The organism is Pseudomonas sp. MYb118, assembly GCF_040947875.1.
Taxonomy (GTDB): domain Bacteria; phylum Pseudomonadota; class Gammaproteobacteria; order Pseudomonadales; family Pseudomonadaceae; genus Aquipseudomonas.
Window position 1 is genome coordinate 1,518,580 of the sequence record NZ_JBFRXN010000002.1, and the last position, 17,520, is coordinate 1,536,099.

General features: G+C 61.1%; 20 protein-coding genes and 1 pseudogene. 12 read left to right on the forward strand and 9 right to left on the reverse strand.

The window, feature by feature from the left end:
- Positions 1-110: 110 nt before the first annotated feature.
- Positions 111-770, reverse strand: a complete 660-nt coding sequence (locus tag ABVN20_RS12850; protein ID WP_368556039.1) for a glutathione S-transferase family protein — start codon at positions 768-770, stop codon at positions 111-113.
- Between the two features lie 124 nt (positions 771-894).
- On the opposite strand from ABVN20_RS12850, the gene ABVN20_RS12855 reads away from it, so the two are divergent.
- The 3 genes from ABVN20_RS12855 (at position 895) to ABVN20_RS12865 (ending at position 4,667) form a co-directional block, all read left to right on the forward strand.
- A complete protein-coding gene (locus tag ABVN20_RS12855; protein ID WP_368556040.1) occupies positions 895-1,179 on the forward strand; it encodes a hypothetical protein in 285 nt (94 codons plus the stop codon).
- A gap of 206 nt (positions 1,180-1,385) precedes the next feature.
- On the forward strand, positions 1,386-1,631 hold the full coding sequence (locus ABVN20_RS12860; RefSeq protein ID WP_368556041.1) for a TIGR02647 family protein: 246 nt from the start codon (positions 1,386-1,388) through the stop codon (positions 1,629-1,631).
- A gap of 195 nt (positions 1,632-1,826) precedes the next feature.
- Entirely contained in the window at positions 1,827-4,667 is a 2,841-nt protein-coding gene (locus tag ABVN20_RS12865; protein ID WP_368556042.1) for a class I adenylate cyclase, read from the forward strand.
- A 4-nt stretch (positions 4,668-4,671) separates the two neighbouring features.
- On the opposite strand, the gene rnk is transcribed toward ABVN20_RS12865, so the two are convergent.
- The 3 genes from rnk to cyaY all read right to left on the reverse strand — a co-directional run bounded on the left by rnk (position 4,672) and on the right by cyaY (position 5,902).
- Positions 4,672-5,082 (reverse strand): nucleoside diphosphate kinase regulator, encoded by a 411-nt coding sequence (gene rnk / locus ABVN20_RS12870; protein ID WP_368556043.1) that lies wholly within the window; start codon positions 5,080-5,082, stop codon positions 4,672-4,674.
- Positions 5,083-5,295: 213 nt separating this feature from the next.
- Positions 5,296-5,565: a DUF1289 domain-containing protein gene (locus ABVN20_RS12875; RefSeq protein WP_368556044.1), complete on the reverse strand. Its 270-nt coding sequence runs from the start codon at positions 5,563-5,565 to the stop codon at positions 5,296-5,298.
- A gap of 4 nt (positions 5,566-5,569) precedes the next feature.
- Entirely contained in the window at positions 5,570-5,902 is a 333-nt protein-coding gene (gene cyaY / locus ABVN20_RS12880; RefSeq protein WP_368556045.1) for an iron donor protein CyaY, read from the reverse strand.
- A 227-nt stretch (positions 5,903-6,129) separates the two neighbouring features.
- On the opposite strand from cyaY, the gene ABVN20_RS12885 reads away from it, so the two are divergent.
- The 6 genes from ABVN20_RS12885 to ABVN20_RS12910 are packed head-to-tail and all read left to right on the forward strand — an operon-like array spanning position 6,130 to position 10,749.
- The gene (locus ABVN20_RS12885) at positions 6,130-6,312 is read left to right on the forward strand and encodes a lipoprotein (protein WP_368556046.1); all 183 of its coding nucleotides are present in this window, start codon (positions 6,130-6,132) and stop codon (positions 6,310-6,312) included.
- 9 nt (positions 6,313-6,321) lie between these two features.
- Positions 6,322-7,569 (forward strand): diaminopimelate decarboxylase, encoded by a 1,248-nt coding sequence (gene lysA, locus ABVN20_RS12890; RefSeq protein WP_368556047.1) that lies wholly within the window; start codon positions 6,322-6,324, stop codon positions 7,567-7,569.
- Between the two features lie 4 nt (positions 7,570-7,573).
- Positions 7,574-8,404 carry a diaminopimelate epimerase gene (dapF, locus tag ABVN20_RS12895; protein WP_368556048.1) on the forward strand — a complete coding sequence of 277 codons (831 nt, stop codon included), beginning with the start codon at positions 7,574-7,576 and terminating at the stop codon, positions 8,402-8,404.
- A gap of 13 nt (positions 8,405-8,417) precedes the next feature.
- A complete protein-coding gene (locus ABVN20_RS12900) occupies positions 8,418-9,143 on the forward strand; it encodes a DUF484 family protein (RefSeq protein ID WP_368556050.1) in 726 nt (241 codons plus the stop codon).
- Between the two features lie 2 nt (positions 9,144-9,145).
- Positions 9,146-10,045 carry a tyrosine recombinase XerC gene (xerC, locus tag ABVN20_RS12905; RefSeq protein ID WP_368556051.1) on the forward strand — a complete coding sequence of 300 codons (900 nt, stop codon included), beginning with the start codon at positions 9,146-9,148 and terminating at the stop codon, positions 10,043-10,045.
- The gene (locus tag ABVN20_RS12910; protein WP_368556053.1) at positions 10,042-10,749 is read left to right on the forward strand and encodes an HAD family hydrolase; all 708 of its coding nucleotides are present in this window, start codon (positions 10,042-10,044) and stop codon (positions 10,747-10,749) included. Before xerC ends, ABVN20_RS12910 begins: the two co-directional genes overlap by 4 nt.
- 203 nt (positions 10,750-10,952) lie before the next feature.
- On the opposite strand, the gene sutA is transcribed toward ABVN20_RS12910, so the two are convergent.
- The 4 genes from sutA to glnK all read right to left on the reverse strand — a co-directional run bounded on the left by sutA (position 10,953) and on the right by glnK (position 13,730).
- Positions 10,953-11,276, reverse strand: a complete 324-nt coding sequence (gene sutA / locus ABVN20_RS12915) for a transcriptional regulator SutA (protein ID WP_368556054.1) — start codon at positions 11,274-11,276, stop codon at positions 10,953-10,955.
- Between the two features lie 101 nt (positions 11,277-11,377).
- Positions 11,378-11,803: a secondary thiamine-phosphate synthase enzyme YjbQ gene (locus ABVN20_RS12920; protein WP_368556055.1), complete on the reverse strand. Its 426-nt coding sequence runs from the start codon at positions 11,801-11,803 to the stop codon at positions 11,378-11,380.
- Positions 11,804-12,018: 215 nt separating this feature from the next.
- Positions 12,019-13,356 (reverse strand): ammonium transporter, encoded by a 1,338-nt coding sequence (locus ABVN20_RS12925; protein ID WP_368556057.1) that lies wholly within the window; start codon positions 13,354-13,356, stop codon positions 12,019-12,021.
- 35 nt (positions 13,357-13,391) lie between these two features.
- A complete protein-coding gene (gene glnK / locus ABVN20_RS12930) occupies positions 13,392-13,730 on the reverse strand; it encodes a P-II family nitrogen regulator (RefSeq protein WP_002555808.1) in 339 nt (112 codons plus the stop codon).
- Between the two features lie 419 nt (positions 13,731-14,149).
- Between glnK and ABVN20_RS12935 the strand changes: the two genes are divergently transcribed.
- The 3 genes and pseudogenes from ABVN20_RS12935 (at position 14,150) to ABVN20_RS12945 (ending at position 16,886) form a co-directional block, all read left to right on the forward strand.
- Positions 14,150-14,410, forward strand: coding sequence for an accessory factor UbiK family protein (locus ABVN20_RS12935; protein ID WP_368556058.1), 261 nt, complete (start codon positions 14,150-14,152; stop codon positions 14,408-14,410).
- Between the two features lie 762 nt (positions 14,411-15,172).
- Positions 15,173-15,379, forward strand: a pseudogene (locus ABVN20_RS12940) (magnesium chelatase domain-containing protein); the annotation flags it as partial.
- 310 nt (positions 15,380-15,689) lie between these two features.
- Complete coding sequence (locus ABVN20_RS12945; RefSeq protein ID WP_368556059.1) at positions 15,690-16,886, forward strand: hypothetical protein; 1,197 nt, start codon at positions 15,690-15,692, stop codon at positions 16,884-16,886.
- Positions 16,887-16,938: 52 nt separating this feature from the next.
- Here ABVN20_RS12945 and ABVN20_RS12950 read toward each other — a convergent pair whose 3' ends face one another.
- On the reverse strand, positions 16,939-17,415 hold the full coding sequence (locus ABVN20_RS12950) for a helix-turn-helix domain-containing protein (protein WP_368556060.1): 477 nt from the start codon (positions 17,413-17,415) through the stop codon (positions 16,939-16,941).
- Positions 17,416-17,520: the final 105 nt, after the last annotated feature.

Sequence of the window (17,520 nt, forward strand, 5' to 3'; positions counted from 1 at the left end):
TCCACTGTGGGAGCGAGCCTGCTCGCGATGGCTTTGTGTCAGGCACCGTGGATGCCGGATGGGCTGCCCATCGCGACGGTGCGACAGGCTCGTTCCCACAGGTTTCGAATCTACTTCTTCCCCGCCACCATCGCCATGAACGCCGGCATCGCCGCCTCACGGTCCGCCGCCACCTTCTGCACGTTCGGATTCTGCTCCAGACGCTCGAGCAGTGCCTTGGCCGCTGGCAATTGCTCCAGCAGATCCATATCGAACAGCTTCTTCGCCACCCCACAGGCCAGCGGCACGCTGTACAGGAAGTACAGATCCGCCACGCTCAGGCTGTCGCCCGCCACATAGGGGCTGAATTTGCCGTGCCGGCCCAGTGAGGCGACGCCCAGCAGCAGTTCGGCTTTGGTCTTTTCCTTGATCGCCTCCGGCAGGGGCATGCCGAAATACGCCTCGGCGTAACAGGCACGCGCAGGCAGTTCGATGTACAGCTCGATTTCCCTGGCCAGCGCCAGTACCTGGGCCCGCTCGAAAGGCTCGACGGGCAGTAGCGGTTTGCCCTTCTGGGTTTGCTCGAGGTATTCGAGGATGACCGATGTCTCGTTGATGAACCCCTGCTCGACACGCAACACCGGCACCTTGCCGCGAGGGCTGATGGCCAGGGTTTCAGGCGTCTGGCTGCCGTAGAACGGCACTTCCTTGTACGGCAGGTCTTTTTCCAGCAGCGCCAGCTTCACCATGTTGTAGTAATTGCTGACGGAAAATCCATAAAGCTCGAGCATCACAAAGCCTCCGGGCCGTGCGGGGTGGGCAGTCCTGTTTTATAGAACGCCCGGGGCGTTCTCGCCAGCAGCATCACCGCACTGAATGCAGGTAAACTGCCCGCCTGAACTTGAGGAGCCTGCCATGAGCGAGCCAACAGATATCGACAACGACGAAGAAGCATTCGCCGAGAACACCCTGATCGAAGCGATCGAGAACCAGATCGAAAGCGAAAACCCGCCCGCCGCCAAGGCCACCTTCAACAAGCTGACGCTGGTGGGTTACGAGCGTGAAGACATCCTCAACCTGATGGCCCACGTGCTGGCGGTAGAAATCGACGCGATCCTCGAAGAAGACCGCCCGTTCAACACCGAATGGTACGAAGCAGCGCTGCGCGCCCTGCCCGAATTGCCCCCGGAAAAGCAGTGATTTCGCGTTCCCTGTAGGAGCAGCCGGTCGACGCTCGATTGCTCGCGAAGCGGTGTGTCAGCCGACATCACCTCAAGCTGACACACCGTCTCGCGAGCAAGCTCGCTCCTACAGTGAGAAAGACGCAGATTGGCACTGGACATGCCGCATCAGCAGGTTCACCTTAGGGGCGCTGTCGTCCAATTCCTAGAAAGTCTGGAGTCCCTATGTCGCTAAGCCCTGAACTGGTTGCCGAACTGGAAATCCTCGCACTCTTCAACCTGGACAGTTCCCAGGAAGGCTTGAAAATTCATCAGACCGCTGCCCCAAAAGCTATCGCCGCCGCACAACGCCTGTTTGAAAAAGAACTGATCGACCAGCCCGATGGTGGTTACCTGACCAGCCTGGGTCGTGACGCTGCGCAAAATGTGCAGACCGTCCTGACGATTCTGAAAGCTTCCGAAACGGCCTGATCATCAGCGTATCGCCCACGGAAAGCCCATTCACGGGATTTCCGCGGGCACACCCTGTCGCTTGCCGTCGCCAGGCAGCAGAAATCTGACGCCAAAAAACAAAAATCCAGCTGAACGTCCCGCTGGCGGGAGGCTAAACTGCGCATCATCGCGAGACACGTTGTCCGCGCCCCTTGCGAGCCGGTTTGAGCTGACATGACCCGCACCCATGAAATTCGCCCCGATCTGGAAGAAGGCATCGACCGCAAGGTGCTCAGCCAGTTGCGCGCGCGTTTCCTGAAACTCAACGAAGGGCGCATGGCCCGCGCCATGGAAGGGCTTTCGACCCGCCAGCAAGGCGTGCTGACCTTGTTGCCGCTGTTTTTTCACGTCAATCACCCGCTGTTGCCCGGCTACGTTTCGGGCAGCACACCGGCCGGGCTGTCGAACTTCGAACCCGACGCCAACGCCCTGGCCGACGCCCAGCGCCTGACCCGCTCGTTTTCCTATAAACCGCGCCATGGCAGCAACCCGCCACGACCGATCCACGGCCTGTTCCTGATGGGCAGCCTCGGCACCCTGGCCCAGGCCGACCAAAGCGACATGGACTTCTGGGTGTCCCACGCGCCGGACCTGACGGAACACGAGCTCGCCGAGCTGCGCAAAAAGTGCCAGTTGCTGGAAGCCTGGGCAGCAAGCCAGGGCGCCGAGGCGCATTTTTTCCTGATCGACCCGGCCCGTTTCGTGCTCGGCGAGCGCGATACGCAATTGAGTTCCGAAGACTGCGGCACCACCCAGCACTACCTGCTGCTGGACGAGTTCTACCGTACCGCCATCTGGCTGGCCGGGCGCACACCGATCTGGTGGCTGGTGCCGGTGTACGAAGAGTCGAGCTACGACCGCTACACCCACACGTTGCTGTCCAAGCGTTTTATCCGCGCCGACGAAACCCTCGACCTGGGTCACCTGGCCTACATCCCGCCCGGCGAATTCATCGGCGCCGGCCTGTGGCAGTTGTTCAAGGGTATCGAGTCGCCCTACAAGTCGGTGCTCAAACTGCTGCTGACCGAGGTCTACGCCAGCGAACACCCGAGGGTCCAGTGCCTGAGCCTGCGCTTCAAGCAGGCGGTATTCGCCAACCGCCTGGACCTCGACGAACTGGACCCGTACGTCGTGGTTTACCGGCGCATCGAGGAATACTTGATCACCCGTGGCGAAACCGAGCGCCTGGAGCTGGTACGCCGTGCGCTGTACCTGAAGGTCAACCGCAAACTCACCGGCAACAGTCGCAGCCAGAGCTGGCAACGTTCATTGCTGGAACGACTGGCGCACGAATGGCACTGGGATCATCGACAACTGGCCCTGCTGGACAGCCGCAGCCAGTGGAAAGTCCGCCAGGTCAGCGCCGAGCGCCGCTCGCTGGTCAACGAGCTCAATTACAGTTATCGCTTCCTGACCGAGTTCGCCCGCAACGAGCAGACGGTCAGCCTGATCAACAAACGCGACCTCAATGTACTGGGCCGACGCCTGTACGCGGCGTTCGAGCGCAAGGCCGACAAGGTCGAGTTCATCAACCCGGGCATCGCGCCGGACCTGGCCGAAGACACCCTGACGCTGGTGCATGCGCCCAACAAGGCCGAATCGGTGCAAACCTACTGGGGCCTGTACAACGGCAGCCTGACGGCCCTGGAGTGGGAGCACTTCGCCCCGATCAAGCGCAGCCGCCACTTGCTGGAGCTGCTGACCTGGTGTCATCGCAACGGTGTGATCGACAGCAGCACCCGCCTGGCCCTGCACCCCGGTGAGAGCGACCTGAGCGAGTTCGAACTGTTCAACCTGCTCGGCAGCCTGCAGCAGAGCATCGCCCTGCCCCTGCCCACGGTGGCCGAAGAACCGCTGTTGCGTGCCAGCGTGCCGAGCGAAGTGCTGATCCTGGTGAACGTCGGCGTCGACCCGCTCAAGCACCATCGCGACCTGAACATCCTGATGACCACTGAGCGCACCGACTCCCTGAGTTACGCCGGCGTCAGGGAGAACCTGGTACTGACCCTGGATCAGGTCACGCTCAACAGCTGGAACGAAGTGTTGGTCAATCGCTTCGACGGGCCTCACGCCCTGCTCGACTGCCTGCGCGACTACCTCAACAACCTGCCGAACGGCCCCCGCCAGCCGAAGCTGCACGTGCGCTGCTTCTGCCATAACCGCGCGCAATTCATCGCCCGGCGGGTCGAAGAGGTGCTCGATACCGCGCAGAACCTGCTGCTGAGCCAACTCAATCATCGCTACCTGATTCAGGTCCAGCAGCATTACCACGTGCTAGAGCTGGTGCCGGGGCAGGTCAATCATGTCGCCCTCGCCACGCTGCCGGCGCTGCTGGACTACCTGGGCGAAGAGCTGCCGACTTACAGCCCGCTGCACCTGGATCCGATGGCGCTGGAAGACCACGACCTGGCGCTGGTCCTGCCCATGGGCCAGCCCGAGTGCATCCAGGTGTTCTACCGGATCCAGGACGATCAGGCCGACCTGTATGTGCTGGATGAATTCGATGCCCTGTGGCAACAGCGCCTGCCGTATCACGACGAACAGAGTCTGTTGGTGCCGCTGCAGCGCTTCCTGCAGTCGATCCAGTACCGGCGCGAGGCGTTACTGCCGATGGATGCCGCCCAGCCGGGCTTCGATACGCTGTATTACCAACTGCTGCCTTCCGGCCCCGGCAGGGCTCGCCGGGTCGAGGCCCGACCCGCGCCACAAACTCCGGTGGCCAAGCCGTTCTACGACGTACAGGCGATCGTCGGCAAAGCTGCGCCAGGCGAGGTGCAAGTCACGTTGTACTGCAATCAGCGGGAGTTTTCCGAACTGGAACATGGCGACCAGCTGTTCAGCAGGGTCGCCCGGGAGATCGTCGAGCAGCGCCGGGAAGTCGAGCGCTATCGCTGCTACATCACCGACCTGGACCTGTCCGGCCTGATCGGCGAAGGGCAAAGCTCGAGCAATTTGTATCTGCGTTACAAGGCTGACCTGGAGCGCGCCTTGAATGACGCGCTTGAATTGATTTGAAACGTTATTCCGGGAAAGCGCCGCCGTTGGCAGGCTGCGATTCCACTTCAAGCAATGTCAGCTTGAGCGTTTTGCCACCCGGAGCAGGCCAGTCGATGTGCTGCCCGACCTTCAGGCCGAGCAACGCGCTGCCCACCGGCGCCAGGATCGAGATCCGGCCTTCATCGGCGTTGGCGTCCTTGGGGTAGACCAGGGTCAGGTGATAATCCTTGCCACTGCCCTCTTCACGGCAATGCACGCGGGAATTCATGGTCACGACATCGGCCGGCACTTCATCGTGGCCGACCAGGGTTTCGGCGCGATCCAGTTCGGTTTGCAGCGCGATCACACCCGGCAGGGTTTCATCCAGGCTTTCGATCAGGCGCTCCAGACGTTGCACGTCCAGTCGGGTAAGGGTGATGGAAGGTGCGGTCATGATCAGGGCAGACTCCTTTCTTCTGCACGAAAAAAGCAAAACCCCGCCAAAATCAGGCGGGGTTTTCACGAGCCTCGGTGAGTTGAGGCGTATCCGGACACTAACACAGCTCAAAAAATATACAAGCCAGGGGTGTCTTGTCCCTTGGCTGGCGATTTCTGTGGGAGCGAGCCTGCTCGCGATGGCCGTCCGGACAACGCAGGCATGCAGATACTACGTGTTTTGCTTGAAACCATCGCGAGCAGGCTCGCTCCCACAGGAGTCCGGTGCAGGCTGCTTGCGCTGTGCGGCCTGCTCACAGATGACCCGGCGGCGGGCGTCGTCGGCCGAACGCCATTCGCGGATGTCTTCGACATGGCGGAAACAGCCGCGGCAGACTTTCTGCTCATCCAGCCGGCACACGCCGCTGCACGGCGAAGGCACGGCCGGACTGACATTGCTGTAGAGCGGCTTGGGCGGCCGGACCGGTGCGGGCTGGGTCACGACCTCACAGACCTTCGAAGTCGAACTCGGCGCCGGCCTGCTGCAGGACGATGCGCTCGAGCATTTCGCCCAGTTGCTCTTCGCTTTTGTCGCACATCCAGCGCTCGCTTTCTTCGTCATAGTCGAAGTGGAAACCACCCGACACGGCGGCCAGCCACAGCTGACGCAGGGGTTCCTGGCGGCTGAAGATCAGCTGGCTGCCGTTTTCGAACTTGACGGTCAGCACACCGGCCGAGCTCTCCAGGTCGATATCCATATCGCTGTCGTCAAAGATGTCTTCCAGGGTTTGCTGGGTGGCATCGACCAGATCGTGGAAACGCGCTTCGGACAAACTCATTACGGCAACCTCAAAAAGTGTCTGATCAGACTCAAGCGCCGCAAGATACGGGCGAGCCTCCTCGATTGCAAAAAAAACAGCCAAGGTGACAGTTGTTATGAGAGCAAGCCCCACAGGAGAAAATTGGTATAGACCAGCCCCCGCCGGACGGGAAGCCCGTTGCATAGGCAATCTGCCGGGTGGCCGGTATACTCCGGCGCAATTAATGCATTTTCAAGGATTTCGCCATGAAGCGCCTGATCTCTTCCTTTGCTGCGCTCACTTCGATCGTCGCTTTTGCTTGCCTTGTGTCGGCCTGCGGTCAAAAAGGCCCGCTGTACCTGCCAGACGAGAACCAGGACCCGGCCGAGCAGGCCCAGTCCTCGCAGAAGCAGCCTTCCAAGGCACACAAGCACGACGTCTACCAATAAGGGAACGCCATGGACGCTTTTAACTACCGTGGCGGGGAGCTGTTCGCGGAAGGGGTTGCCCTGTCCGCCATCGCCGAACGCTTTGGCACGCCGACTTACGTCTACTCCCGCGCCCACATCGAAGCCCAGTACCTGGCCTATGCCGATGCGCTGGAAGGCGTGCCGCACCTGGTCTGCTTCGCGGTCAAGGCCAACTCCAACCTGGGCGTACTGAATGTCCTGGCCCGTCTTGGCGCCGGTTTCGACATCGTTTCGCGCGGTGAACTGGAACGGGTACTCGCCGCTGGCGGCAGCGCCGACAAGATCGTGTTCTCCGGCGTCGGCAAGACCCGTGACGACATGCGTCGCGCCCTGGAAGTCGGCGTTCACTGCTTCAACGTCGAATCCACCGATGAGCTGGAACGCCTGCAAGTGGTCGCCGCCGAACTGGGCGTTCGTGCACCGATCTCGCTGCGCGTGAACCCGGACGTCGATGCCGGCACCCACCCGTACATTTCCACCGGTCTGAAGGAAAACAAGTTCGGCATCGCCATCGCCGACGCCGAGGACGTGTACATCCGCGCCGCACAGTTGCCCAACCTGGAAGTGGTCGGTGTCGATTGCCACATCGGTTCGCAACTGACCAGCCTGCCACCGTTCCTCGACGCCCTCGACCGCCTGCTGGGCCTGGTCGATCGCCTGGGCGACTGCGGCATCTACCTGCGCCACATCGACCTCGGTGGTGGCGTGGGTGTGCGTTATCGCGATGAAGAGCCGCCACTGGTGGCCGACTACATCAAGGCCGTGCGCGAACGCCTGGACGGTCGCGACCTGGCGCTGGTGTTCGAACCGGGCCGCTTCATCGTCGCCAACGCCGGCGTGCTGCTGACTCAGGTCGAGTACCTCAAGCACACCGAGCACAAAGATTTCGCCATCGTCGACGCGGCCATGAACGACCTGATCCGCCCGGCGCTGTACCAGGCGTGGATGAACGTCACCGCCGTACGCCCTCGCGATACCGCTGCGCGCACCTACGACGTCGTCGGGCCGATCTGCGAGACCGGCGACTTCCTGGCCAAGGAACGTGAACTGGCCCTGGAAGAAGGCGATCTGCTGGCCGTGCATTCGGCCGGTGCCTACGGGTTTGTCATGAGTTCCAACTACAACACCCGCGGGCGTACCGCCGAAGTGTTGGTGGACGGTGACCAGGCCTTCGAAGTGCGTCGCCGTGAAACGGTAGCCGAGTTGTTCGCTGGCGAAAGCCTGCTGCCGGAGTAAAACCATGCTGCTGCGTTTTACCAAGATGCACGGCCTGGGCAATGACTTCATGGTTCTCGACCTGGTCAGCCAGCACGCGCACATCCTGCCCAAGCACGCCAAGCAATGGGGTGATCGGCACACCGGCATCGGTTTCGACCAGCTGCTGATCGTCGAGGCGCCGAGCAACCCGGACGTGGATTTCCGTTACCGGATCTTCAACTCCGACGGCTCCGAAGTGGAACAGTGCGGCAACGGCGCGCGCTGCTTCGCCCGCTTTGTCATCGACAAGCGCCTGACCGCCAAGCGGCAGATTCGCGTCGAGACCAAAAGCGGCATCATCGAGCTGGATGTACGCAACGACGGCCAGATCAGCGTCGACATGGGCGCACCGCGCCTGGTGCCGGCAGACATCCCGTTCGTCGCCGACACCCAGGCATCCAGCTATGCGCTGGACGTCGATGGCCAGGCCGTGGAACTGGCTGCCGTGTCGATGGGCAACCCCCACGCCGTGCTGCGGGTCAACGACATCAACAACGCACCGGTGCATGAGCTGGGGCCGAAAATCGAACATCACCCGCGCTTTCCGGCACGGGTCAATGTCGGTTTCCTCCAGGTCATCGACCGTAACCGCGCGCAGTTGCGCGTCTGGGAGCGCGGTGCCGGGGAAACCCAGGCCTGCGGCACCGGCGCTTGCGCGGCCGCAGTAGCGGCCATCAGCCAGGGGTGGATGGATTCGCCGCTGTTGATCGACCTGCCCGGCGGGCGTCTGTCCATCGAATGGGCAGGCCCAGGCCAACCGGTGCTGATGACCGGCCCGGCAGTGCGAGTCTACGAAGGACAAGTGCGTCTTTGAGCGAGCTAAAACCATGACCGACAAGCCTCAGGTTCCCGCCCGACCATCCGACGAGTCCCCTGCCGAAAGCCTCGAGGCGGCGGCTATTGCCGCGTACCTGGAGGCGCACCCGGACTTTTTCGTCGAGCACGAAGAACTGTTGCCGTCGCTGCGCATCCCGCACCGGCGTGGCGACACCATCTCGCTGGTCGAGCGGCAGATGACCATCCTGCGCGACCGCAACATCGAGTTGCGCCATCGTCTTTCGCATTTGATGGACGTGGCCCGGGACAACGACCGGCTGTTCGACAAGACCCGTCGCCTGATCCTCGCGCTGATGGATGCCGCCAGCCTGGAAGACGTGGTGATGTGCGTCGAAGACAGCCTGCGCCAGGACTTCCAGGTACCGTTTGTCAGCCTGATCCTGCTGGGCGACAACCCGATGCCGGTCGGCCGCTGGGTGACCCATGCCGACGCACAGACCGCCATCGGCGGCCTGCTCTCGGAAGACAAGAGTGTCAGCGGCAGTCTGCGCGAGCATGAACTGGACTTCCTGTTCGGCGAAGAACAGCGCAAGCAGATCGGCTCTACCGCCGTCGTCGCCATCAGTCACCAGGGCATCCACGGCATCCTGGCCATCGCCAGCCGTGATCCGCAGCACTACAAGAGCTCGGTCGGCACCCTGTTCCTGAGCTACATCGCCGAAGTCATGGGTCGCGTGCTGCCACGGGTCAACAATCCCCTGCGCTCGGTACGCTGATCGTGGAACGGCAACTGGACGCTTACTGCGAACACCTGCGCAGTGAGCGGCAGGTGTCGCCCCACACCCTGTCGGCCTATCGCCGCGACCTCGACAAGGTGCTGGGCTACTGCATCAAGCAGAACATCGGCAGCTGGGCTGCGCTGGACATCCAGCGCCTGCGCAGCCTGATCGCCCGCCTGCACGCCCAGGGCCAATCGTCGCGCAGCCTGGCGCGCCTGCTCTCGGCAGTGCGCGGGCTCTACCACTACCTGAACCGCGAAGGCCTGTGCGACCACGATCCGGCCAACGGCCTGGCGCCGCCCAAGGGTGAGCGCCGCCTGCCCAAGACTCTCGACACCGACCGCGCGCTGCAACTGCTGGAAGGCGCCGTGGAGGATGATTTTCTCGCGCGCCGCGACCAGGCGATCCTGGAGCTGTTCTACTCCTCGGGGCTGCGCCTGTCGGAACTGACCGGACTCAACCTCGACCAACTGGACCTGGCGGACGGCATGGTCCAGGTGCTGGGCAAAGGCAGCAAGACCCGCCTGCTGCCCGTGGGCCAGAAGGCCCGCGAAGCGCTGGAGTTGTGGCTGCCATTACGCGCCATGGCCAACCCGGCGGACGACGCCGTGTTCATCAGCCAGCAAGGCCGACGCCTCGGACCACGGGCGGTGCAGGTGCGCATCAAGGCGGCGGGCGAGCGCGAGCTGGGGCAAAACCTGCACCCGCACATGCTGCGGCATTCCTTTGCCAGCCACTTGCTCGAATCGTCCCAGGACCTGCGCGCCGTGCAGGAGCTGCTCGGCCACTCGGACATCAAGACCACCCAGATCTACACCCACCTGGACTTCCAGCACCTGGCGACGGTCTACGACAGTGCCCATCCACGGGCCAAACGCATTAAGGGCGATGATTCATGACTATCCAGTTGATCACCTTCGACCTCGACGACACCCTGTGGGACACCGCCCCGGTCATCGTCACTGCCGAAGCCGTGTTGCGTGAGTGGCTGAGCCTGAACGCACCGAACCTGGGGGCGCTGCCGGTCGAACATTTGTGGGAGATTCGCGAACGCGTCCTGAGCGCAGAGCCGGAGCTCAAGCACCGCATCAGCGCGTTGCGTCGGCGCGTGCTGTTCCATGCGCTGCAAGAGGCGGGTTACCCGCACGGCGAGGCGTCCGACCTGGCGGACCAGAGCTTTGAAGTATTCCTGCACGCACGGCATCAGCTGGACATCTTCCCGGACGTGCAGCCGACCCTGGAAATCCTCGCCAATCACTACGCCCTGGGCGTGGTCACCAATGGCAACGCCGACGTGCGCAGGCTGGGGCTGGCGGACTACTTCAAGTTCGCCCTGTGCGCCGAAGACATCGGCGTCGCCAAGCCGGATGCGCGCCTGTTCCATGAAGCCCTGCACCGCGGCGAGGCCACGGCCGAGACGGCGGTGCACATCGGCGACCATCCCGGAGACGACATCGCCGGGGCGCAACAGGCGGGGCTGCGGGCGATCTGGTTCAACCCGGCCGGCAAGGTCTGGGAGGCTGAGCGCCTGCCGGATGCCGAGATCCGCAGCCTGACCGAGCTGCCGGCGTTGTTGGCGGTTTGGAACAAGACCCACGCCTGACACACCTGTGGCCCCTGTGCCCCCTGTGGGAGCGAGCCTGCTCGCGATGACGGCGCATCAGTCGATGAAGATATTGACTGACCCGCCGCCATCGCGAGCAGGCTCGCTCCCACAAAGGGAAGTCTCCAGCCAATTGGGTTTTTGTCCGCCCATGAAAAAGCCCGCAGCGACGGCGGGCTTTTTCAGCAAGCAAGGGCAGGCGATCAGATAGGCCGGCTGCCGTACTTATTGTCGGGCTTCTTGGGCGGATCGGCGACCACATTGGCCTCCACTTCCTGCACCTTGCCACCGCGCGCCAGGAACTCTTCCATGGCCTTGGCCAGGGCATCGCGCTCCTTGTTCTTGGCTTCCACGCTCGGCAGCTCATCGACCGACACCGCAGCCTTGGCCTTGCCTTTGGCAGTAGGGGCCGGCGCATCGCCGCCGTCGTCTTCAGCGACGTCGTCCGCCGCTGCTTCCAGACCTTCTTCGGTTTCGTCTTCGTCGCCTACTTCGAGGTCGTCGTTTTCCAGATCATCGTCGCTCATGTTCTACCTCATGACTTGCGAAAAGCAGGTTAGTTATAGTCCAGCTTAGCCGCCTGTCGACGGCTGCTGGAAAAATTCAGTAACCGCTGGTGACCAGCGGTTTATGCCCCTTCACCGTACAAGGTGGCGAGGACTTTACGAGCACCGCCATGATCACGGTGCTCGCCCAGATAAACGCCTTGCCAGGTCCCCAGCGCCAGCCTGCCTGCCGAAACCGGCAAAGAGAGCTGACAGCCAAGTACGCTGGCCTTGAAGTGCGCCGGGAGGTCGTCCAGGCCTTCGTCGTTATGCTCATAGCCGTCTGTGCCTTGTGGGATCAGACGATTGAAAAATCGTTCGAAGTCGCGACGTACCGCCGGATCGGCGTTCTCGTTGATGGTCAACGACGCCGAGGTATGCTGCAGCCACAAATGCAACAGACCGACCCGACATGCCTTGAGTTCAGGCAGGCCGGCGAGTAACTCGTCCGTTACCAGATGAAAGCCCCGGGGCCTGGCCCGCAGGGTAATCAGAGTCTGTTGCCACATACAGTTCTCCGCACGTTCGGGGCGCATTCTAGCGCGCTCTGGAAAAAAACAAAGGCCCTGATACGCCTTCGATCACGTAAGTGATTGACCGCAAAAAAACACCCGCCGCAAACACCATCAAACGTGTACGAAAAAACCTTTCAGCAGTTTCTTCAATGACAAATCCCGGGCAAAAAAATGCCCGGCGAACCGGGCAGTTTTTTGTTGCGCGCGTCTTACAGGTTGTAGCCGCGCTCGTTGTGAAGGGCCAGGTCGATACCCACTGCCTCTTCTTCTTCGGTGACACGCAAGCCCATGACCGCGTCCAGCACCTTGAGGATGACGTAGGTGACAATCGCGGTGTAGATAACGGTGAAGCCGACGCCTTTGCACTGGATCCACACTTGTGCGGCGATGTCGGTGACGGTGCCGAAGCCACCCAGCGACGGAGCAGCGAACACACCGGTGAGGATCGCGCCGAGGATACCGCCGATGCCGTGCACGCCGAAGGCGTCCAGGGAGTCGTCATAACCGAGTTTGCGTTTCAGGGTGGTGGCGCAGAAGAAGCACACCACACCTGCCGCCAGGCCGATCACCAGGGCGCCCATCGGGCCCACGGTGCCAGCGGCCGGGGTGATCGCCACCAGGCCGGCAACCACACCCGAGGCGATACCCAGTGCACTTGGTTTGCCGTGGGTGATCCACTCGGCGAACATCCAGCCCAGTGCAGCGGCGGCGGTAGCGACCTGGGTCACCAGCATCGCCATGCCGGCGGTGCCGTTGGCCGCTGCGGCGGAACCGGCGTTGAAACCGAACCAGCCGATCCACAGCATCGCCGCGCCCATCAGCGTGTAACCCAGGTTATGCGGGGCCATCGGAGTGGTCGGGAAGCCTTTGCGCTTGCCGAGCACGATGCACGCCACCAGGCCTGCGATACCGGCGTTGATGTGCACTACGGTGCCACCCGCGAAATCGAGCACGCCCCAGTCCCACATCAGGCCGCCGTTGCCGGACCAGACCATGTGCGCAATCGGTGCATAGACCAGGGTGAACCAGATACCCATGAACACCAGCATCGCGGAGAACTTCATGCGCTCGGCGAAGGCACCGACGATCAGCGCCGGGGTGATGATGGCGAAGGTCATCTGGAAGGTGATGAACACCGCTTCAGGGAACAGCGCCGCCGGGCCGGTGATGCTGTCTGGCGTTACGCCGACGAGGAAGGCCTTGCCCAGACCGCCGACGAAGGAATTGAAGTTGACGACGCCTTGCTCCATGCCGGTGGTGTCGAACGCCAGGCTGTAGCCAAAAATGACCCACAGGACGCTGATCAGGCCGGTGATGGCGAAGCACTGCATCATGACGGAAAGAATGTTTTTCGAACGAACCATGCCACCGTAGAACAGCGCGAGGCCGGGAATGGTCATGAACAGCACAAGGGCTGTGGCGGTCAGCATCCAGGCGGTGTCGCCGGAATTGAGGACTGGGGCTGCCACTTCGTCTGCCGCCATGGCCAGGCTTGGCATTACGATGGACAACAGGGCTCCTAGCCCTGCGAATTTACGCAGAGTCATATTGTTTTCTCCTGGGGCGTTGGGTTTGGGGCGGCTTAGATTGCGTCGGTATCGGTTTCGCCGGTACGGATGCGAATCGCCTGTTCCAGATTCACCACGAAGATCTTGCCGTCACCAATCTTGCCGGTGTTGGCCGCCTTGGTTATCGCCTCGATAACCCGGTCGAGATCCTTGTCGTCGATGGCGACATCAATCTTCACCTTTGGCAGGAAATCGACCACATACTCCGCGCCGCGATACAGCTCGGTGTGACCCTTCTGCCGACCGAAGCCTTTGACTTCAGTGACGGTAATGCCCTGCACGCCGATTTCGGACAACGACTCGCGCACGTCGTCCAACTTGAACGGCTTGATGATGGCAGTGACTAGCTTCATGAAAACTCTCTCCCGAATTGGTGGACTTGCCCCAGGAAAACAAACCCGTCTCAAGTCTAAGCGCAGTGCCTGGCTTTGTAACGCATCGTCGGCCTTAACCTGCCCGCCCGACGCCAGCTAACCGCTCCGCGCGAAACACTTCCCCCGTTCCGCTTGGCGCACTGCATTCGTCACAGCGACTGCATCAGTGCATGGGTTACTACCGACTAAGCAGAAAGCTTGCCATCTCGGCAAAAACTCCAGAATTCAAGCGCTTGCCCGCGCCAGCAGGGCCTTGCGCCGAAATGGCCCGGCCGTTACGCACAACAACGGTGCGACGCCGTCCATCCGGATGCGCGAAAAGCGTGCAGGGCCAGTGCCCGGAAAAGGCCCGACACGCTGCGTGATACACTGCCGGCCTCGACTTCAGGACATCCACCATGCTCGCGCCCAAAGACTTCCTCGACGCCCTGACCGGCACCGCCTCCCGCCTCTTCAGCGGCGACACCCCGCTGCCGAAAAGTGAAATCGAAAGCCAGTTCAAGATGCTGCTGCAAAGCGCCTTCAGCAAACTGGACCTGGTGAGCCGCGAAGAATTCGACAGCCAGATGGTCGTCCTCGCCCGCACCCGCGCCCGCCTGGAAAGCCTGGAAGCCAAAGTCGCCGAACTGGAAGCCAAGCTGAACCCACCCAGCGAATAACGCCCTCCCCCTGTAGGAGCGGGCTCGCCCGCGATGAAGGTCGAAACGACCTTCAGCCCCATCTGTAGGACGTCCCACCCACCCGATCTTTGCCCCCGCAAACATCCAGGCAACGTCCTACACAAATCTCGTCCCCCGTCTGATTGCCCCCAGACAGTCCGATTTATAAGCTCTCCCAATGCTGAATGTTTCAGCACTGGGTTTGGCGACCTGGAAGCTCAAGGTGCACCACGATCGTCCGAAGACGGGTTTTCTCCCGGGTTTCGAATCATGGCGGTTGTGCGTGGGGGACCTTCGGGTCTGCCGGATTCCTTGTGCTCCGGTTCGCCAGCCTGCGTACAACTGCCACCCAATACCTCCGAATGTCGCCCAAACATGATCGCTTCTGCTATCCAGAACAAATCAGGTCTTAATGAAACTCAAAAGGCGATGGAAGCAGCTTCGACAGATTGTTGAGCTGCACAATGAAGCCGTCCGACTCGGAGGCGGCCTCTCAGCCAACCAACGACGGTTTCTTGATGTCGCTTGTGCTTACGGCAAAGAACTTGAACCTGCGGGCCTGATGGCAGGCAAGAGAGCCTGAGCCTTCTTCCAAAAAAATCGCCTGATGGGCGTTTTTTTTCGTCCACGAATCACTCCAATATCGACCCGCAACATCCTGCGAACATTCCCCCTCACCACCACCCTGGAAAACCCCCACCCCACGGCTACCCTTGAAAACACCCGCAGGAAGCGGCCTTTCGTTTAGCTCAAGGAACGACCATGTCCCTCTCCATCGTCCACAGCCGCGCCCAGATCGGCGTGGATGCGCCTGCCGTGACCGTCGAAGTTCACCTGGCCAATGGTTTGCCGTCGCTGACCATGGTCGGCCTGCCGGAAGCGGCGGTGAAGGAGAGCAAGGACCGGGTGCGCAGCGCGATCATCAATTCGGGGCTGCAGTTTCCGGCGCGGCGGATCACTTTGAACGTCTAAAGGTCATCAATGAGGGGTATGGACACGGTTTTGAGCCCGCACTCAGGGGCCGTAGCATCTTAGGTATGGACGTCAATGGCTGCGGCGACGTCCACGCTGATTTCTGTAATATTGAGATAGCCAATCTCACTAGCTCGCTGCGTAGGCAGGCGCGTCAACACATCCTTCAGGTAGGCATAACCGGGCACGCCTGCTCCAAGTGGCTACTTCGATCTTGATGTACCAGTGAGCTGCTATCTCTCGGGCGACCTCCAGCGTAGGCTTCAGTTTATGCAGGACGCAATCAGGCAACCGCCAAGGAGTTCACATGTACCTCACGATCATGAAGCCACAAGCGCTTCAGCAAATCGCGGTGTTAGCCCGTGGATTGTGGATCGTTGAAGGCCCTGAAGGCTCCGTGCTGGTAATCAAGGCAGGGAAAGAGCTGATCCTGGCCGCTCAGCAACGGCGTGAATTGAAGCTTTACCTCGCGCCATACAAGGCAGACGAAACGACGGGACTTACGCTTCTCACTGCCTGCTTTGATGACCCACAAAGCCCGCTATTGATCAAAACCCCACTCATTCCTGGTGACCCTCTCACCGAGGCACTGCAGAGCTTCCCTGACGAGTTCAGTGTGTGCTTTTTCGACGAGCACAACCGTGAGCTGTTCAGTTGTAAGGCCCAGGCGAAGCTTGGTCAGCTCCGCAAGGAGCTCGGTACACTCAGCCCCATTGGAGCAGATCACTGGCCCAAGATGTATGAGCAGGCGGACAGATGGTTCAGCCTTACGACCTATGAGGACGACGCTCGTGCCACAACGGTGTTCCTAGAGGAGGATCTGTTCCCTTCGGACTATTTGATCACCGACCTTACCCGCCAGGACTTTCGAGGCTCCAAAGGCTTCTCCAATACACAGTTGGAGCGCACTGAGCCGGGTACGTTTCAGGAACTGGATATCATCTATCTGCTCCAGCGGGCATATACCTCCGAGCGGATCATCCATGGCCCCTTGAAGGTCTCCGATGGCGAGGAGCTGGCTGACGTAGTGGTAATGGGCGATGAAGTGACTTTACTGCTGCAGGCGAAGGACAGTCCCAATACCCCAGCGACGTTGAACACTACGCTTGAGAGAAAGCGAAAGAAGGCTACAGGTCAGTTGAAGAACGGCCTTCAGCAACTACGCGGTGCTGTCTCAACGATCAGGCGAGAAGGCAATCCAGCCTTGGCGCTTGTGGACGGCACGCCCTTGGACATTGATCTTGCTGCACGACCCCTGGTGGGAGTTGTCGTGGTCAGAGAGTTTTTTATCGACAACTACGATGAATACAGCACCATGATTTTGAAGTTCATGGATGAGGTTGGTGTCCGCGTCCTAGCCTTCGATTACAACGAGTTCGAGGTCATGACCCGCCACTGCCCTTCGGAAGATGCACTGCTGTCAGCGTTCTTCCAGATTTCCAAATGCGCTGAGGAAAGGCGGATCTATCCCAGGCTGCGCTTCACGGATCTGCCGCCGCGCTAAATCGAATCGGACAAGTGGAGAGCTTCTCTGCTCGTACCCCACAACTCCCTTTCTAGCCAGGCAGTTCTTTGAGCCAGTAACGCCTGACAGTCGCTTCAGGCAAACCCAGCGCTCGACTCACCTCCGCCTTCGACATGCCACTGGCCTTGAGCTCTAGCACGGCTCGGATTCGATCTGGGCTGCTGGGTTTGCCTCGCGTGCGCTTTACCAGCCCTTCACCAGCGTCCCAGTGCCTCTTCAGGCCCTGCAAGCCTCCCAGGGCTATGAAGCCCTCCAAATCCTGCGAAGCCTTCGCCATGACATTAATAGGTGATGACCCATCTTGGAGGGCCTGACACAGTGCGACCAGAGCCACGAGGTCGAAATCTAGGGTCAGCGCGATCTTGCTCAGCTTGACCAAAGAGACCTGCGTTTTCCCTTGCTCCAATCGCGACAGATTGGCTTGGGAACTGATCTCGGCGAGCTCCTCCTGGGCCGATCCTCTAAGGTCGCGCAGAGCTCGGACTATTGCTGCTATCTCGTTCTGCATGCTGAGCGCTCAAAACGAAGAATAGGGCCACAGCGCCATGCGTCGATAAATATCGAAAGCTGGCAATAATGGCGCTCATCGTTTATCGTGGGCCTACAGATGACA

Bases quoted from the DNA above. Each gene is read 5' to 3' on its own strand.
- ABVN20_RS12850 (WP_368556039.1), bottom strand. From the start codon at position 770: ATGCTCGAGCTTTATGGATTTTCCGTCAGCAATTACTACAACATGGTG.
- ABVN20_RS12935 (WP_368556058.1), top strand. From the start codon at position 14,150: ATGCTCGCGCCCAAAGACTTCCTCGACGCCCTGACCGGCACCGCCTCC.
- ABVN20_RS12860 (WP_368556041.1), top strand. From the start codon at position 1,386: ATGTCGCTAAGCCCTGAACTGGTTGCCGAACTGGAAATCCTCGCACTC.
- sutA (WP_368556054.1), bottom strand. From the start codon at position 11,276: ATGAGCGACGATGATCTGGAAAACGACGACCTCGAAGTAGGCGACGAA.
- cyaY (WP_368556045.1), bottom strand. From the start codon at position 5,902: ATGAGTTTGTCCGAAGCGCGTTTCCACGATCTGGTCGATGCCACCCAG.
- ABVN20_RS12920 (WP_368556055.1), bottom strand. From the start codon at position 11,803: ATGTGGCAACAGACTCTGATTACCCTGCGGGCCAGGCCCCGGGGCTTT.
- ABVN20_RS12885 (WP_368556046.1), top strand. From the start codon at position 6,130: ATGAAGCGCCTGATCTCTTCCTTTGCTGCGCTCACTTCGATCGTCGCT.
- lysA (WP_368556047.1), top strand. From the start codon at position 6,322: ATGGACGCTTTTAACTACCGTGGCGGGGAGCTGTTCGCGGAAGGGGTT.
- glnK (WP_002555808.1), bottom strand. From the start codon at position 13,730: ATGAAGCTAGTCACTGCCATCATCAAGCCGTTCAAGTTGGACGACGTG.
- ABVN20_RS12925 (WP_368556057.1), bottom strand. From the start codon at position 13,356: ATGACTCTGCGTAAATTCGCAGGGCTAGGAGCCCTGTTGTCCATCGTA.
- ABVN20_RS12900 (WP_368556050.1), top strand. From the start codon at position 8,418: ATGACCGACAAGCCTCAGGTTCCCGCCCGACCATCCGACGAGTCCCCT.
- ABVN20_RS12910 (WP_368556053.1), top strand. From the start codon at position 10,042: ATGACTATCCAGTTGATCACCTTCGACCTCGACGACACCCTGTGGGAC.
- ABVN20_RS12950 (WP_368556060.1), bottom strand. From the start codon at position 17,415: ATGCAGAACGAGATAGCAGCAATAGTCCGAGCTCTGCGCGACCTTAGA.
- ABVN20_RS12855 (WP_368556040.1), top strand. From the start codon at position 895: ATGAGCGAGCCAACAGATATCGACAACGACGAAGAAGCATTCGCCGAG.
- ABVN20_RS12945 (WP_368556059.1), top strand. From the start codon at position 15,690: ATGTACCTCACGATCATGAAGCCACAAGCGCTTCAGCAAATCGCGGTG.
- dapF (WP_368556048.1), top strand. From the start codon at position 7,574: ATGCTGCTGCGTTTTACCAAGATGCACGGCCTGGGCAATGACTTCATG.
- rnk (WP_368556043.1), bottom strand. From the start codon at position 5,082: ATGACCGCACCTTCCATCACCCTTACCCGACTGGACGTGCAACGTCTG.
- ABVN20_RS12865 (WP_368556042.1), top strand. From the start codon at position 1,827: ATGACCCGCACCCATGAAATTCGCCCCGATCTGGAAGAAGGCATCGAC.